The organism is Grimontia hollisae CIP 101886 (genome assembly GCF_000176515.1).
In the GTDB taxonomy this organism is placed as follows: Bacteria; Pseudomonadota; Gammaproteobacteria; order Enterobacterales; family Vibrionaceae; genus Enterovibrio; species Enterovibrio hollisae.
Genome location: NZ_ADAQ01000008.1, coordinates 266,523 through 280,094, shown reverse-complemented (window position 1 = coordinate 280,094; position 13,572 = coordinate 266,523). Strand labels below are relative to the sequence as shown.

Here is a 13,572-nt window from a genome sequence, read left to right as displayed (position 1 = left end):
AAAGGCTCACCAAGGCGACGATCCCTAGCTGGTTTGAGAGGATGATCAGCCACACTGGAACTGAGACACGGTCCAGACTCCTACGGGAGGCAGCAGTGGGGAATATTGCACAATGGGCGCAAGCCTGATGCAGCCATGCCGCGTGTGTGAAGAAGGCCTTCGGGTTGTAAAGCACTTTCAGCCGTGAGGAAGGTAGCGTAGTTAATACCTGCGTTACTTGACGTTAGCGGCAGAAGAAGCACCGGCTAACTCCGTGCCAGCAGCCGCGGTAATACGGAGGGTGCGAGCGTTAATCGGAATTACTGGGCGTAAAGCGCATGCAGGCGGTCTGTTAAGCAAGATGTGAAAGCCCCGGGCTTAACCTGGGAGTGGCATTTTGAACTGGCAGGCTAGAGTCTTGTAGAGGGGGGTAGAATTTCAGGTGTAGCGGTGAAATGCGTAGAGATCTGAAGGAATACCGGTGGCGAAGGCGGCCCCCTGGACAAAGACTGACGCTCAGATGCGAAAGCGTGGGGAGCAAACAGGATTAGATACCCTGGTAGTCCACGCTGTAAACGATGTCTACTTGGAGGCTGTGGTCTAGAACCGTGGCTTTCGGAGCTAACGCGTTAAGTAGACCGCCTGGGGAGTACGGTCGCAAGATTAAAACTCAAATGAATTGACGGGGGCCCGCACAAGCGGTGGAGCATGTGGTTTAATTCGATGCAACGCGAAGAACCTTACCTACTCTTGACATCCTCAGAAGCCGGAAGAGATTCTGGTGTGCCTTCGGGAACTGAGAGACAGGTGCTGCATGGCTGTCGTCAGCTCGTGTTGTGAAATGTTGGGTTAAGTCCCGCAACGAGCGCAACCCTTATCCTTGTTTGCCAGCACTTCGGGTGGGAACTCCAGGGAGACTGCCGGTGATAAACCGGAGGAAGGTGGGGACGACGTCAAGTCATCATGGCCCTTACGAGTAGGGCTACACACGTGCTACAATGGTGCATACAGAGGGCAGCGAGACCGCGAGGTGGAGCGAATCCCAGAAAGTGCATCGTAGTCCGGATTGGAGTCTGCAACTCGACTCCATGAAGTCGGAATCGCTAGTAATCGTGGATCAGAATGCCACGGTGAATACGTTCCCGGGCCTTGTACACACCGCCCGTCACACCATGGGAGTGGGCTGCACCAGAAGTAGATAGCTTAACCTTCGGGAGGGCGTTTACCACGGTGTGGTTCATGACTGGGGTGAAGTCGTAACAAGGTAGCCCTAGGGGAACCTGGGGCTGGATCACCTCCTTACCGATGCTATGGATGTGAGTGTCCACACAGATTGTATAGGTTGAAAATGTAAAGAGTGGTTGAGGTACCCAAACCTCAACAAACGTTGTGTATTCGGTATGATGTCGCTTCTCGCAGGCTCGTCACTCCGCTGACACAAAGTTAGCGAAACATGTTTCGCTGGCAAACGTTGTGTCCCATTCGTCTAGAGGCCTAGGACACCGCCCTTTCACGGCGGTAACAGGGGTTCGACTCCCCTATGGGACGCCATTGGGTCGTTAGCTCAGTTGGTAGAGCAGTTGACTTTTAATCAATTGGTCGCAGGTTCGAATCCTGCACGACCCACCATCTTCACCACTGGGGATGTAAAACAAACAATGTGGGCGATTAGCTCAGTTGGGAGAGCACCTCCCTTACAAGGAGGGGGTCACTGGTTCGAGCCCGGTATCGCCCACCACTTTTTCTTTATGCTGCGTTGAAGCCTTTCTCGTTTAGCGAACTAAACGTCGAAACACTTCGCCTTGCCTAAAGAAAAAGCACACTCTCTAATTATTTTCTGCAATGGACTCGCAGGCCCTTTAAATGACATTTACAGGGTGCGATCTTTTGCCGCCGAAAATCATTAGAAAGTGGGATCTCTAAAGCAGAGAAACACCCCCTTCTCTTTACGAGAAATGCTCTTTAACAATCTGGAAAGCTGACTAAACAACTTTGTTTCTACGGAAGCAGAGATTGTTTGTAAAAGTTCTCAAAGGTTAACTCTTAGGAGTTAACACCAAACACATTCACGTGTTCTTGGAATTTGAGTCCGGCGAAATCGTTCATGTAAATGAACACCTTGGTTGTTTGAACCTACGAAACCTCTTGGGGTTGTAGGGTTAAGTGACTAAGCGTACACGGTGGATGCCTAGGCAGTCAGAGGCGAAGAAGGACGTAGTAACTTGCGATAAGCCCAGATAAGGCAGTAACAGCCACTTGAGTCTGGGATTTCCGAATGGGGAAACCCACTGGCATAAGCCAGTATCATTAACTGAATCCATAGGTTAATGAGGCGAACTCGGGGAACTGAAACATCTAAGTACCCGAAGGAAAAGAAATCAATTGAGATTCCGGCAGTAGCGGCGAGCGACCCCGGAGCAGCCCTTAAGCTGATTGTGAGTTAGTGGAAGCCACTGGAAAGTGGCGCGATACAGGGTGATAGCCCCGTACACGACAACGCACAGTGAGTGAAAACGAGTAAGACGGGACACGTGTTATCTTGTCTGAAGATGGGGGGACCATCCTCCAAGGCTAAATACTCCTGACTGACCGATAGTGAACCAGTACCGTGAGGGAAAGGCGAAAAGAACCCCTGTGAGGGGAGTGAAATAGAACCTGAAACCGTGTACGTACAAGCAGTGGGAGCCCTATCACCAAAGTGCTTATCCGAGCATGAAGGTGACAGCGTGAAGTGAATTCACACTGTTGTCGTTGCGTTGTTTGCAACGACAAACCTCAAAAATCAAGCAGTAGGCTTGAGTGCTTTGGGATAGGGTGACTGCGTACCTTTTGTATAATGGGTCAGCGACTTACGTTATGTAGCAAGGTTAACCGCATAGGGGAGCCGTAGGGAAACCGAGTCTTAACTGGGCGTTCAGTTGCATGACGTAGACCCGAAACCGGGTGATCTAGCCATGGGCAGGTTGAAGATTGAGTAACATCAATTGGAGGACCGAACCGACTAATGTTGAAAAATTAGCGGATGACTTGTGGCTAGGGGTGAAAGGCCAATCAAACCCGGAGATAGCTGGTTCTCCCCGAAAGCTATTTAGGTAGCGCCTCGGACGAATACTACTGGGGGTAGAGCACTGTTAAGGCTAGGGGGTCATCCCGACTTACCAACCCTTTGCAAACTCCGAATACCAGTAAGTACTATCCGGGAGACACACGGCGGGTGCTAACGTCCGTCGTGGAGAGGGAAACAACCCAGACCGCCAGCTAAGGTCCCCAAGTTATCGCTAAGTGGGAAACGATGTGGGAAGGCTCAGACAGCCAGGATGTTGGCTTAGAAGCAGCCATCATTTAAAGAAAGCGTAATAGCTCACTGGTCGAGTCGGCCTGCGCGGAAGATGTAACGGGGCTAAGCGATACACCGAAGCTGCGGCAGTGTGTTTAGGCACATTGGGTAGGGGAGCGTTCTGTAAGCCGTAGAAGGTGTGCTGTAAGGCATGCTGGAGGTATCAGAAGTGCGAATGCTGACATGAGTAACGATAAAGGGGGTGAAAAACCTCCTCGCCGGAAGACCAAGGGTTCCTGTCCAACGTTAATCGGGGCAGGGTAAGTCGGCCCCTAAGGCGAGGCCGAAAGGCGTAGTCGATGGGAAACGGGTTAATATTCCCGTACTGCTGATAACTGCGATGGGGGGACGGAGAAGGCTAGGTGGGCCAGGCGACGGTTGTCCTGGTTCAAGTGCGTAGGTAGGTGAGTTAGGCAAATCCGGCTTGCTATATACTGAGACACGATGTCGAGACACCACGGTGTTGAAGTCATTGATGCCCTGCTTCCGGGAAAAGCCTCTAAGCTTCAGGTTATCAGTAACCGTACCCCAAACCGACACAGGTGGTCGGGTAGAGAATACCAAGGCGCTTGAGAGAACTCGGGTGAAGGAACTAGGCAAAATGGTACCGTAACTTCGGGAGAAGGTACGCTGCCCGCGGTGAAGTCCCTGGCGGATGGAGCTATGGGCAGTCGCAGATACCAGGTGGCTGCAACTGTTTATTAAAAACATAGCACTGTGCAAACTCGAAAGAGGACGTATACGGTGTGACGCCTGCCCGGTGCTGGAAGGTTAATTGATGGGGTTATCCTTAGGGAGAAGCTCTTGATCGAAGCCCCAGTAAACGGCGGCCGTAACTATAACGGTCCTAAGGTAGCGAAATTCCTTGTCGGGTAAGTTCCGACCTGCACGAATGGCGTAATGATGGCCACGCTGTCTCCACCCGAGACTCAGTGAAATTGAAATCGCAGTGAAGATGCTGTGTACCCGCGGCTAGACGGAAAGACCCCGTGAACCTTTACTACAGCTTGGCACTGAACATTGAGCCTACATGTGTAGGATAGGTGGGAGGCTTGGAAGCGGTGACGCCAGTTGCCGTGGAGCCATCCTTGAAATACCACCCTTGTATGTTTGATGTTCTAACTTGGCCCCATAATCTGGGGTGAGGACAGTGTCTGGTGGGTAGTTTGACTGGGGCGGTCTCCTCCCAAAGCGTAACGGAGGAGCACGAAGGTGGGCTAATCACGGTCGGACATCGTGAGGTTAGTGCAATGGCAAAAGCCCGCTTGACTGCGAGAATGACGGTTCGAGCAGGTGCGAAAGCAGGTCATAGTGATCCGGTGGTTCTGAATGGAAGGGCCATCGCTCAACGGATAAAAGGTACTCCGGGGATAACAGGCTGATACCGCCCAAGAGTTCATATCGACGGCGGTGTTTGGCACCTCGATGTCGGCTCATCACATCCTGGGGCTGAAGTCGGTCCCAAGGGTATGGCTGTTCGCCATTTAAAGTGGTACGCGAGCTGGGTTTAGAACGTCGTGAGACAGTTCGGTCCCTATCTGCCGTGGGCGTTGGAGAATTGAGAGGGGCTGCTCCTAGTACGAGAGGACCGGAGTGGACGAACCTCTGGTGTTCGGGTTGTCACGCCAGTGGCATTGCCCGGTAGCTAAGTTCGGAATTGATAACCGCTGAAAGCATCTAAGCGGGAAGCGAGCCTCGAGATGAGTTCTCCCTAAGGCTAAAAGCCTTCTAAAGGGTTGTTGGAGACGACGACGTAGATAGGTCAGGTGTGTAAGTGCTGTGAGGCATTGAGCTAACTGATACTAATTGCCCGTGAGGCTTAACCCTACAACACCCAAGGGGTTTTGACGGACTCAAGTAAGAACACAAAGAGTGTGTAAAGAGAGAGCGGTTGCTAGGACCTAGGAAGAGCAACCGCGGTCAGTTTTCCAAGATTTTAATGGGCGTTCCCAGGGCCTAGTCACCTAGGACCGAGAACCCCGATACAGAATTTGCTTGGCGACCATAGCGCTTTGGACCCACCTGACTCCATGCCGAACTCAGAAGTGAAAACAGAGCAGCGCCGATGGTAGTGTGGGGTCTCCCCATGTGAGAGTAGGACATCGCCAGGCGTCCAATTTAGGTTAACGTTGTGAACGGACGTTAATTTGAGTGGAGCGGTAGTTCAGTTGGTTAGAATACCGGCCTGTCACGCCGGGGGTCGCGGGTTCGAGTCCCGTCCGCTCCGCCACTTCTTCAGAAGCCCTGCTAGCAGTAGCAGGGCTTTTTGCTGTTTGCGTTATTTGATATCTAAAGCTAGATCGTTTTCCCTTCTGCCACATCCCAAAGCGCTTTGATCAGCGGATTGTTTATCTGGGAGCGTAGGCAGCATACGCCTAGTTCAAATGGTTTAATTGGTGCCAGTTTCAGTTTTTCTATTTTGTCTCTGACAGGGCTGTTGTTGATGACGACATCGGGTGCAATTCCAACTCCGCATCCGAGTGCGACCATACTGACTATTGCCTCATGGCCGGATACCTGAGCATAGATATTGGGTCTAATCTTCATTCTCTTGAACCAGGTATTGGCACGTTCTCTGGCTGTCCCCGCTTCCGGCACAATAAAGGGGATAGCAGACCAGTCAGGATGCTCACTTTGCAGCGTATCAGTAAAACTGCTGACACCTGCCGGGGCAATGACGGACAATGGAATATCACTGATAGGCTCAAACGCAATTTTCGCAGGAAGTTGTTCTGGCAATGCCGAGATTGCAATGTCAGCACTATCAGAGAGTACCTTGTCGATTGCCTGGGCTGGATCTCCAGTTGAGACTTTCAATTCAATCAATGGGTGCCTTAAGCGGAACTCAGCCAATAGCTCGGGCAAATGGCTGTAGCTTGCAGTGACGGAGCAAAACAACCTTATCTCACCCACCAACTCATTTCCTGTGGCGTTAAACTGGCTTTGGTACTGCTGCCATTCTTGCAAGATCTTCAACGCGACCGGTAACAGCTTTCTTCCAGCCAATGTCAGCTCTACGCTCCGGTTATCGCGAAGAAACAGTTGCTGTTCCGCTTCCTGCTCCAGCTTCTGGATTTGGCGGCTCAGTGCGGATGGACTGACATGCATGGCCGATGCGGTTTTAGAGAAACTTCTGCTGTTGCAAAGATGTATGAACAGCTGAAGATGTTTGATGTTCATCGATTAACTTCCATGTTGCAAAAAATGCAATTACTTGTTGTGAATATATCACTTTAGGCAACCTAATGCCTGATCTATGATGGGGCAATTTGGTGCAACAGATCGTTATGTTCGCATCGCCAAGGGACACATTTTCTTCATGGAGTATTCGACATGTCTAACTATTTCAATACCTTGAACTTGCGAGAGCAATTGGCTCAATTAGGTGTATGCCGTTTTATGGATAAAGCGGAATTCGCAAATGAAGCGGATTACCTGAAAGGCAAAAAGGTCGTTATCGTGGGTTGTGGTGCACAGGGCCTGAACCAGGGACTTAACATGCGCGATTCAGGTTTGGACGTGTCTTATGCACTGCGTCAGGCGGCGATTGATGAGCAGCGTCAGTCTTACAAAAATGCCAAAGAGAACGGTTTTAATGTCGATAACTACGAAAACCTGATCCCTCAGGCAGATCTGGTGGTTAACCTGACGCCGGACAAGCAGCACACGGCAGTCGTTAGCGCAGTGATGCCGCTGATGAAGCAAGGTGCGGCACTGGGGTACTCGCACGGTTTCAATATTGTTGAAGAAGGCATGCAAATCCGCAGTGACATCACTGTTGTGATGGTGGCGCCTAAGTGTCCGGGCACAGAAGTGCGTGAAGAATACAAGCGTGGCTTTGGCGTTCCGACCCTTATTGCGGTTCACCCAGAAAACGATCCAAACGGTGATGGCCTGGAGATTGCGAAAGCGTGGGCTGCTGCAACCGGTGGTCACCGCGCAGGTGTGCTGGAGTCTTCTTTTGTTGCGGAAGTGAAATCTGACCTGATGGGCGAGCAAACCATCCTGTGTGGCATGCTGCAGGCAGGTTCTATCGTGTGTTACGAGAAAATGGTTGCTGACGGTATTGACCCAGGTTATGCAGGCAAATTGCTGCAATTTGGTTGGGAAACTATCACTGAAGCGCTGAAGTTTGGCGGCATCACCCATATGATGGACCGACTGTCTAACCCAGCAAAAGTGAAAGCGTTTGAGCTTTCTGAAGATCTGAAAGATCTGATGCGCCCCTTGTACAACAAGCATATGGACGACATCATCTCTGGCCACTTCTCATCAACCATGATGGCTGACTGGGCGAACAATGATGCGGACTTGCTGGGTTGGCGCGCAGAGACAGCTGAAACTGCTTTTGAAAACTACCCAGAAACAGACGTGAAGATTGCCGAGCAGGAGTACTTCGACAACGGTATCCTGATGGTTGCTATGGTTCGTGCGGGCGTTGAGCTGGCGTTTGAAGCGATGACGGCATCTGGCATTATCGAAGAGTCTGCTTACTATGAATCACTGCATGAGTTGCCACTGATTGCGAACACTATCGCACGCAAGCGCTTGTATGAAATGAATGTGGTTATCTCTGACACGGCAGAATATGGTAACTACCTGTTTGCGAATGTTGCAACACCTCTGCTGCGTGAGAAGTTCATGCCATTGGTGGGTACTGATGTGATTGGTAAAGGTCTGGGTGAAACTGGCAACCACGTTGATAACCAAACCCTGATTGACGTCAATGATGCTCTGCGTAATCACCCGGTAGAGTGGATTGGTCAAGAGCTGCGTGGCTACATGACTGACATGAAACGTATCGCAGTCGGTGACTAATCACCTAAGAATGCAAATACGAGCAACCCGGCAATCGCCGGGTTTTCTATATCTTTAGCAACGGCACTTAAGCGTCAGATTTTTCGTTAAGCTTTTGCTCAAACTCAGCCAGCTTTTGTTCCATTTCGGTCAGCTTCTGGCGGGTACGAAGCAGGACCTGGGTTTGCACATCAAACTCTTCTCGGCTGACCACATCCAGTTTAGCCAGCTGTGACTGGATCACCTCGCGAACCTTTTGCTCCACATCGTTACCCAGATCTTTAACCGGCTTTGGCATAGACTCATGGATTTGCTTGGCAATTTGCTCCAATTTTTTGGGGTCGAACATGTGTTACTCCTTATTTTGATGCCGCTATTCTAAGCAACCCCCAGCCTTTTGTCGAAAGGGTCATGTAAGACATTTGACGAACAGGAACACTACATCATACGTAGTGAAAAGAAAAAGGCCTCAAATGAGGCCTTTTTCGTCAGGTTTGAAGGTTAGTGCGCAGGCTTTTTGCTGGCGTCAAGATCTTCTTCAAACTCGGGCAGTGGCTGGTGTTTACTTGCCAGATAGGTATAGATCACCGGCAAAACAAACAAAGTGAACAGCGTACCAATCGCCAGGCCGGCAACGATAACGATACCGATGCTGAAACGTTGCGCCGCACCGGCACCGGTGGCGTACATCAGTGGGATCAGGCCGGCAATCATCGCGGCAGTGGTCATCAGGATTGGGCGCAAGCGGACTTTCGCTGCTTCTATTACCGCCTCCATCTTGCCCACACCACGGTGCAGTTGTTCTTCCTTAGCCACTTCACAGATAAGGATACCGTGTTTGGTGATGAGGCCGATCAGCGTGATAAGGCCGACCTGCGAGTAGATATTCATGGTTGCGGCACCCGAGGCCAATGCAATCAGTGCACCACAGATAGCGAGCGGCACCGATACCAGAATGACCAAGGGATCACGCAGTGATTCGAACTGGATAGCCAGTACCAGGAAGATCACCGCCAGCGCCAGCATAAAGGTGCCTACCAGTGCGCTACCTTCAGTGACGAACTGACGGGACTCTCCCAAGTAGTCATGCTGGTAACCGGCAGGCAGTTTTTCCCTGGCGACATTTTCAAACCAGTCAATCACATCGCCCATTGGCATACCCGCAGCAGCAACGCTGATGGTGGCTGAATTCAGCTGGTTGAAGTGTGGCAGAGCGCGGGGCTCTGCGACAACGTCAATGGTGATCAGCGAGCCTAATGGTACCGCTTCGCCACTGGCTGAGCGTACGTAGTAGCCCTTAACCGATTCCGGATTCAGGCGGTACTTGCGCTCAACCTGCGGGATCACTTCATAAGAGCGGCCATCCAGGTCGATACGGTTGACGTAGCCGTCCGCCATCATGGTTCCCAGAGTGATACCGATATCCTGCATGGTCACGCCGTAGGCACCGGCTTTATCCTTGTCGATGTTGATTTTCATCGTCGCAGAGTCGAAGTTTAAATCCATGTCGGAGTATACAAACTGCGGGTTGCTTTTTACTTCCGCCAGGATGTCAGAGGCAACCTGAAACAGGCTCTCGAAGTTATTCGGTGTCGTGATCACGAACTGAATTGGCAGGCCAGAAGAAGCTCCCGGTAATTCAGGCATCTGGAACGCAGTGACTGCCATGCCTGGGATATCTTTCACTTCGACTGCCATGCGTTGAACAACCTCGGCCTGACTGGCTGCACGCTCACTCCAAGGTACCAGAGAGGCAATACCAAACGCCTGGTTGGATTTAGGCACGCCGGAGAATACTTGAGAGAATGCCACTTCCGGTTGGTCAGCCAGCTTCTGGTTCACTTCTGCCATGGTGTTCTGGATGTAGTCCAGGTTCGCGGTAGACGGCGCAGTTCCCATCATAACCAGCACGCCTTTGTCTTCTGCCGGTGCCAGTTCACTCGGAATGAGCTTGAACAGCATTGGCAGGCTGGCAAAGACAATCACGGCGAAGGTGATGATCACTGGACGCATGCCCATAACGCTTTTCAGCATTTTTGCGTAGCGCTCGGTCATGCCATCCAGGAAGTGATGGACTTTCGCTTCGAACTTGCCCGGTTGCTCGTTGGCTTTCAGCATTTTCGAACACATCATCGGCGACAGGGTCAGCGCGATGATACCGGAGACAAAAACGGCACCGGCCAGCGTCAGGGCAAACTCTTTAAACAGCGAGCCTGTGATACCACCCATCAGCGCGATAGGCGCATAGACTGCCGCCAGCGTCAGGGTCATCGAAATGACCGGGACCGCAATTTCTCGGGTACCAATAATGGCTGCGCGGAACGGGGATTCCCCAAGCTTGATATGCCGATCAACGTTTTCAAGCACCACGATGGCGTCATCCACCACCAGGCCAATAGCCAGTACCATCGCCAGCAGCGTCATCAGGTTCAGCGAGAAGCCAAACAGTTCCATCATCATTGCCACACCAATCAGCGACAGTGGAATGGTAATGATCGGGATGAGTACCGCACGGAAGGAACCTAGGAATAGGGTGATCACCACCAACACGATCAATGCTGCTTCAATGATGGTTTTCACCACCTCTTTGATTGACTCGTTAATGGCAACGGTAGAATCGTAAAGCACGTTCATCTTGATCGTGCTAGGCATATTGCGCTCAAGTTCTGGTAGCTTTTTCAGTACATCGGCAGCAATGTTAATTGGGTTGGCCGTTGGCGCAGCATTAATTGCAGCGACCACAGCCTCAGAACCGTTCGCTGTAGCACGGTAAATATCATGGCTCTTTTCGAGCGTGACCTTGGCAATATCCCCCAGGCGGATCACCTGGCCTTCCTGGGTGGCAACCACCAGACGCTTCAGCTCATTGGTGTCAGAGACCTGAGTGTCTGCTGCGCCATTATAGATCATGTAGGTACCGATAGACTGGCCGGTTGCCGACTGGTAGTTGTTGGCATTCAGCACGCCCATCACATCAGTAGCGGTCAGGTTAAAGGCGGCCATTTTGGCCGGATCCAGCCAAACGCGCAGGGCGTATTTAAGACCACCGTACAGATCGATACTGGCTACACCATTGACGGTGAACAACTGTGGTTTGGTGACACGTTCCAGATAATCCGTGATCTGGCTGGAGTCGAGCGTTTCCGATGTAAAGCCGATGTACATTACCGCTGTGGTTGAACCGGTCGACATGGATACCGATGGATCTTCGGCCTCTCCCGGCAGTTGGGCGCGCACCGAGTTTACCTTGGCCAGAATGTCAGCCAGCGCCGCATTTGGATCGGTATTGAGCTTCATATATGCCGTGATGGTCGATTTACCCAGCACCGATTCAGACGTCATAAAGTCGATGTTGTCAGCCTGCGCCACCGCCTGTTCAAGCGGGGTGGTGATAAAGCCCTGGATAAGGTCGGCACTCGCACCATAGTAGCTGGTGGAGATGGTTACCACGGTATTGGTCATGTCCGGGTATTCCCGTACCTGCATCTTGAACATTGATTGCAGGCCGAGCAGGGCGATCAGGAAACTGATCGACACCGCCAGGACCGGACGCTTAATGAAAATATCAGTGAATTTCATGGCGGCCCCTTACAGTTGTGGCAGTTCAGCCGGTGGGTTTAGGGCATCGCTTTCGACCACGCGCACTTTGGCACCGTTACTCAGGCGAACCTGACCAGAAGTGACCACTTTGTCACCGGCTTTCAGGCCTTCCAGTACATGGGCAACGTGGCCTTTACGTTCGCCGACTTTCACTACCTGCTGGTATGCGCGCAACTCGCCCTCTTCTTCCCGCAGCACGTACACGTTTTCGCCGTACAGGGTGAAGTTGATAGCGGTCTGGTCAACCACGATTTGATTTTCGATGGTAGGCAGGATGATATTGGCACGGGCAAACATACCTGAGCGTAGCTGGCCGTGGTTGTTTGGAATATCCGCCTGCACCTGGATCAGGCCGCTTTGGAAGTTGACCGCAGGCTCAATGGCGCTGATCTTGCCGGTAAACGGCGTGTCCGGATAGGCGTCGACAGAAATGTCAATTTGTTGGCCCAGCCTGATTTTGGCTATGTCAGTCTGGGGAACGGTAAAGCGAAGGCGCATGATGGACGTGTCTTCCAGACGAACAATTTCATTGCCCGGTTGAAGATACTCGCCCAGAAATACGTTCCGTAGGCCGACAATGCCATCGAAAGGCGCATCAATGGTGCGGCGATCAATGGAGGCATTCAGGCTCTCTACATCGGCCAGGAGTGAACGGAAGTTGGCTTCAGCTTCATCCAGCGCTTCTTTAGAGATAGACCCTTTTTCGAACAGTCCCTGATAGCGCTTATACTTGGCCTCCGCTGCCGGCAGGCGTGCCTGGGTGCTTTTCAGGTTTGCCGCTTCGACTTTCGAGTCCAGTGCTACCAGCACATCCCCCTGTTTAACGGTCTGGCCAGATTCAAAGTTAATCGTTTCAATGACGCCACTGACTTCACTGGTCAGTGTGACACCCTGGTTGGGCTCGATAAAACCGATCGCCTCAATGGTCGGGATCCAAGCTGTGGGTGTCATTTCCACTGCTGTGACAGGGAATTCAGCCTCAGGCATGTTTTTGAAGGCTTCGAATTTTTCAAGGTTGTCGTTCAGCTTGTAGAGAACGGGTGTGGCCATCACGGCCGCAATGGCCAGCATTATCAACCATTTCTTCATTGAGATTGCTCCGGTTATCTTTGAAGGCATATAGCGTCCCAGCATGCATTGATCGCTTCTTCGATTGCTGGTTCGTCGAGTTCAATCACACCTTGTACCTGTTTGCGAGCCAGACACACCGCCGGTTCAATACCAATGCTGGACAGTACATAGGTGGATAGGGGTTTAAATGTACCGTTTGCAATACCACATTCAAAAAAACGGTGAATTGGGCCGAAGGCTTTTAAATCTAACGACTGTTGTTCTTCGTTTCTCTGGTAAGGCAAACTGTCAAATTGTTCGCGGTTTATCGCATTGTCATCACGACTGATGGTCAGGTGCCAGGCATTGCGCCACAGCGTGACAAACTGTTGCTCCAGGGACATGTTATCGCTGAAACCCTCAAGCATTTTGGTCGCACATTGCTGAACCACGTGGCTTCTGAGCTGGCGTAACAAATCATCTTTATCCGAGAAATAACGGTAAATCGTGCCTGCGGCAACCTTAGCTTCTTTCGCTACCATTTGTATCGACAAGCGGTCAAAGCCGTGGGTGGCCAGCAAACGCTCCGTTGCTTCCAGGATTTGCGTTTTCTTGTCAGTCATAACAAGACGTCTTTGGTGAATGAACGTTCATTCATTCATTGTATTGATAAGCTCACACATTGCCAACACGTTATTCATAATGACAAGGTTTCAGTATCGGGACTTGCCCTTTTATCACCTGTGGCCTGAAGTTACCCCGTGTTTGGGTATACAATGCGCCTGCTAACTATCGCGTGAACGAAACAG

Annotated in this window: 6 protein-coding genes, 4 tRNA genes and 3 rRNA genes; 8 read left to right on the top strand and 5 right to left on the bottom strand. The window is 51.4% G+C overall.

The genetic code is table 11. The features are described from left to right. The 7 genes from VHA_RS03255 to VHA_RS03225 all read left to right on the top strand — a co-directional run. A 16S ribosomal RNA gene (locus VHA_RS03255) occupies nucleotides 1-1,281 on the top strand; the annotation flags it as partial. A 173-nt stretch (nucleotides 1,282-1,454) separates the two neighbouring features. After that, nucleotides 1,455-1,530, top strand: a tRNA-Glu gene (locus VHA_RS03250). 2 nt (nucleotides 1,531-1,532) lie between these two features. Further along, nucleotides 1,533-1,608, top strand: a tRNA-Lys gene (locus VHA_RS03245). A gap of 33 nt (nucleotides 1,609-1,641) precedes the next feature. Then, a tRNA-Val gene (locus VHA_RS03240) sits at nucleotides 1,642-1,717 on the top strand. Nucleotides 1,718-2,136: 419 nt separating this feature from the next. After that, nucleotides 2,137-5,143 (top strand): 23S ribosomal RNA (locus VHA_RS03235). Nucleotides 5,144-5,310: 167 nt separating this feature from the next. After that, nucleotides 5,311-5,427, top strand: a 5S ribosomal RNA gene (rrf, locus tag VHA_RS03230). Between the two features lie 42 nt (nucleotides 5,428-5,469). After that, nucleotides 5,470-5,546: transfer RNA gene (locus VHA_RS03225), tRNA-Asp, on the top strand. A gap of 65 nt (nucleotides 5,547-5,611) precedes the next feature. On the opposite strand, the gene ilvY is transcribed toward VHA_RS03225, so the two are convergent. Then, the gene (gene ilvY / locus VHA_RS03220; RefSeq protein ID WP_005501793.1) at nucleotides 5,612-6,496 is read right to left on the bottom strand and encodes an HTH-type transcriptional activator IlvY; all 885 of its coding nucleotides are present in this window, start codon (nucleotides 6,494-6,496) and stop codon (nucleotides 5,612-5,614) included. A 153-nt stretch (nucleotides 6,497-6,649) separates the two neighbouring features. Here ilvY and ilvC point away from each other — a divergent pair, with 153 nt between their 5' ends. After that, nucleotides 6,650-8,134: a ketol-acid reductoisomerase gene (gene ilvC, locus VHA_RS03215; protein WP_005501791.1), complete on the top strand. Its 1,485-nt coding sequence runs from the start codon at nucleotides 6,650-6,652 to the stop codon at nucleotides 8,132-8,134. A 67-nt stretch (nucleotides 8,135-8,201) separates the two neighbouring features. Here the strand turns inward: ilvC and ubiK are convergent, their stop codons facing one another. The 4 genes from ubiK to VHA_RS03195 all read right to left on the bottom strand — a co-directional run bounded on the left by ubiK (nucleotide 8,202) and on the right by VHA_RS03195 (nucleotide 13,386). Further along, nucleotides 8,202-8,462 (bottom strand): ubiquinone biosynthesis accessory factor UbiK, encoded by a 261-nt coding sequence (gene ubiK, locus VHA_RS03210; RefSeq protein WP_002535501.1) that lies wholly within the window; start codon nucleotides 8,460-8,462, stop codon nucleotides 8,202-8,204. Nucleotides 8,463-8,614: 152 nt separating this feature from the next. Beyond that, nucleotides 8,615-11,692, bottom strand: a complete 3,078-nt coding sequence (locus tag VHA_RS03205) for a multidrug efflux RND transporter permease subunit (RefSeq protein WP_005501788.1) — start codon at nucleotides 11,690-11,692, stop codon at nucleotides 8,615-8,617. Between the two features lie 9 nt (nucleotides 11,693-11,701). Next, nucleotides 11,702-12,802, bottom strand: a complete 1,101-nt coding sequence (locus VHA_RS03200) for an efflux RND transporter periplasmic adaptor subunit (protein WP_005501787.1) — start codon at nucleotides 12,800-12,802, stop codon at nucleotides 11,702-11,704. A gap of 14 nt (nucleotides 12,803-12,816) precedes the next feature. After that, on the bottom strand, nucleotides 12,817-13,386 hold the full coding sequence (locus VHA_RS03195; protein ID WP_005501785.1) for a TetR/AcrR family transcriptional regulator: 570 nt from the start codon (nucleotides 13,384-13,386) through the stop codon (nucleotides 12,817-12,819). Nucleotides 13,387-13,572: the final 186 nt, after the last annotated feature.

What these genes read in the sequence shown, in the direction of transcription:
- ilvY (WP_005501793.1), bottom strand. Translation starts at nt 6,496, where the DNA reads ATGAACATCAAACATCTTCAGCTGTTCATACATCTTTGCAACAGCAGA.
- ilvC (WP_005501791.1), top strand. Translation starts at nt 6,650, where the DNA reads ATGTCTAACTATTTCAATACCTTGAACTTGCGAGAGCAATTGGCTCAA.
- ubiK (WP_002535501.1), bottom strand. Translation starts at nt 8,462, where the DNA reads ATGTTCGACCCCAAAAAATTGGAGCAAATTGCCAAGCAAATCCATGAG.
- VHA_RS03205 (WP_005501788.1), bottom strand. Translation starts at nt 11,692, where the DNA reads ATGAAATTCACTGATATTTTCATTAAGCGTCCGGTCCTGGCGGTGTCG.
- VHA_RS03200 (WP_005501787.1), bottom strand. Translation starts at nt 12,802, where the DNA reads ATGAAGAAATGGTTGATAATGCTGGCCATTGCGGCCGTGATGGCCACA.
- VHA_RS03195 (WP_005501785.1), bottom strand. Translation starts at nt 13,386, where the DNA reads ATGACTGACAAGAAAACGCAAATCCTGGAAGCAACGGAGCGTTTGCTG.